This window comes from Stenotrophomonas sp. AS012628 (genome assembly GCF_010608305.1).
GTDB classification, from domain to species: Bacteria; Pseudomonadota; Gammaproteobacteria; order Xanthomonadales; family Xanthomonadaceae; genus Stenotrophomonas; species Stenotrophomonas geniculata.
Genome location: NZ_VMBJ01000148.1, coordinates 1 through 265, shown reverse-complemented (window position 1 = coordinate 265; position 265 = coordinate 1). Strand labels below are relative to the sequence as shown.

General features: G+C 62.3%; 1 protein-coding gene. It reads left to right on the top strand.

Features of this window, described 5'->3' with window-relative positions:
• On the top strand, positions 1-255 hold a 255-nt coding region (locus tag G5A07_RS21355), incomplete at its 5' end, for a TIGR02186 family protein (RefSeq protein ID WP_191863991.1).
• Between the last annotated feature and the right edge of the window lie 10 nt (positions 256-265).

The following is a 265-nucleotide window of genomic DNA, read 5'->3' as shown; positions in this document are numbered from 1 at the left end:
ACCCCGACCTTGTTCCGCACCGGCATTCCGCTGCCGGCCGAGGTGCCGATCGGCACCTACAATGTCGAGATCAAGCTGTTTTCCGACGGCGCGCTGCTGACCAAGACCGAGACCGCGTTCGAGATCGTCAAGGTCGGCTTCGAGCAGTTCGTCGCCACCACCGCGCGGCAGAACGGCTTCGTCTACGGCCTGGTCACCGCGTTCATGGCGCTGATGACCGGCTGGATGGCCTCGATCGTGTTCCGAAAAGATTAGAGACGTAGGT